This window comes from Mesorhizobium sp. M5C.F.Ca.IN.020.29.1.1, assembly GCF_003997375.1.
In the GTDB taxonomy this organism is placed as follows: Bacteria; Pseudomonadota; Alphaproteobacteria; order Rhizobiales; family Rhizobiaceae; genus Mesorhizobium; species Mesorhizobium wenxiniae.
In genome coordinates, this window is record NZ_RZSW01000796.1 from 1 (window position 1) to 2043 (window position 2043).

The 2043-nt window shown below is 62.3% G+C and carries 1 pseudogene; it reads right to left on the reverse strand.

The features are described 5' to 3' along the window. A pseudogene (locus EOA85_RS37900) lies at positions 1 to 2043 on the reverse strand (hypothetical protein); the annotation flags it as partial.

Below are 2043 nucleotides of genomic sequence, written 5' to 3' on the forward strand. Positions count from 1 at the left end.
ATTCATTTCCGTGAGAAGGCTGGCGAACTCGGTGTCGAGATCGTCATAGGCAGGCGCCGCCGGTTCGTCGTCATTGAAGTCGAGGTCCGGAATATCGAGGTCGTCCGCCAGCGCGACCACGCGCTCGGGCACATCGACCGTCTCGACATCGGGCATCTCGTCATATGCCGAAGACTGTTCGTTTTGCGCCGGCGCAGATGCCGCATCGGCGGCGCCGTCTTCGGCCGGCTCATCCTGATAGGACGGTGCCGTAGCCATTGGCGGTGTCGCTTCCGTGGTCTTCACCGAAGTCGTCGGCTGGGCTGCAAAGGCAGGCTGCGACTGTGCGACCGGCGTTACGCGGCTCCACGAACGGGCCGGCGTCGGCGGGGCGGAGGGTGCCGCCATCCAGCTGAGCGCATCAGCCGGATCCTGCTGGGAAGCGGCGGCCGCAACGTCATCGCCGTCGCCATGATCCAGACCGATGTCCTTGGCGAACGCGGTATGCAATGCGTCATCGTCGAAATCGACATCGGCCTGCCCGGCGGCATCTTCAGCGCTGAAATCCTGGCCCTCGAGCTCATCGAGGAGAACGCTATCGAGATCGGCGTCGTCGGCGGCGTGAACCGCGCTACTATCCGGCGACCCCAAAAGGTCTTGCTCGTCGAGGCTCCAGTCCAGTTCTTCGACGGGATTCGCTGATTTGACGGCGACCTTTTCAGTCGCGGCTACAGGGTGCCGAACCATAGCGGGTTCGTTGGCCGCGGAGGCCGCCACGGGGGCAGTCCGTGTGCGCATGGTGCCCAACAGCGCGTTCAGCTCGTCTTCGAGGCTCCGCTCGTCAGCGATGGGGGCTGGCGCCGCCGGCTGGACTACGGCGGCCGGCGCCGTCGGTTGGGCAGCAACGCCGGAGGCCTGCGCAACCGGCTTTTCGGCTTCCTCGGCAAGCGCGTCCTCCAAGCTCAGGTCAAAATCGGCGTCGAACGCATCTTCCGGGGTCTCGGCAGAAGGCTCGTGCTTGGCGACGATAGCCTCCGATTCGTCGATTTCTGACTGGTCAATTTCGACCGGTTCAGCCGTGCGAACGTCGAAATCCATGTCGACATCGACCATGACATCGTCGAAATGGCCGGCAAAGTCCTCATCGGACTCGTCCGAAACGGCCCGAACAGGCGCAGCAGGAGCTTCAACAGCGGCCTGCTCCATCGGCCCATGTTCGTCGAGCATCAACTCGTCTTCGAGCGAGCTTGCGACGGCATTGTCGAATTCGTCGTCGAAGGCGGGTTCGACGGACGGCGCGGAAACGTCGGCGGGTTCGGCAGCCTGCTCCATCGGCACGTGTTCTTCAAGCATCAGCTCGTCTTCGAGCGAGCTTGCGACCGCATTGTCGAATTCATCGTCGAAGGCGGGGTCGGCAGCCGGCGCGGAGATTTCGGCGGCTTCGGCAACCTGCTCCATCGGCACCTGCTCGTGGAGCATCAGCTCGTCTTCGAGCGAGCTTGCGACTGCGTTGTCGAATTCATCGTCGAAGGCGGGTTCGATGGCGGCAGTATTCTGTTCGGCCACGTCCGTCACGTCGTCGACCAGTAAATCCTGTTCGAGCGACGCGGCAAGCTCGTCGTTCCCAAGCTTGTCGTTCCCAAGCTTGTCGTTCCCAAGCTTGTCGTTCATTGGCAAATCGTCTTCGAATGGCGACACATCATCGAGCGAACTGGCAAGCGCATCGTCGAAATCGTCATCGAACGCAGCTTCAACAGCCGGCGCGGATGCTTCGGCAACACCAGAACGCGAGTCGTCGGCAGCAACGGCATGAGCGATTTCGTCCGTCGCATCGTCGTCCAGCAGTAAATCCTGTTCGAGCGACGCGGCAAGCTCGTCGTTCCCGAGCTTATCGTTCCCGAGCTTGTCGTTCCCTGCCAAATCGTCTTCGAAAGGCGACACGTCTTCGAGCGAACTGGCAAGCGCATCGTCGAAATCGTCATCGAACGCAGCTTCAACGGCTGGCTCGGATGCTTCGGCAACACCAGAACGGGCGTCGTCGGCAGCAACGGCATAGGCGGTTTC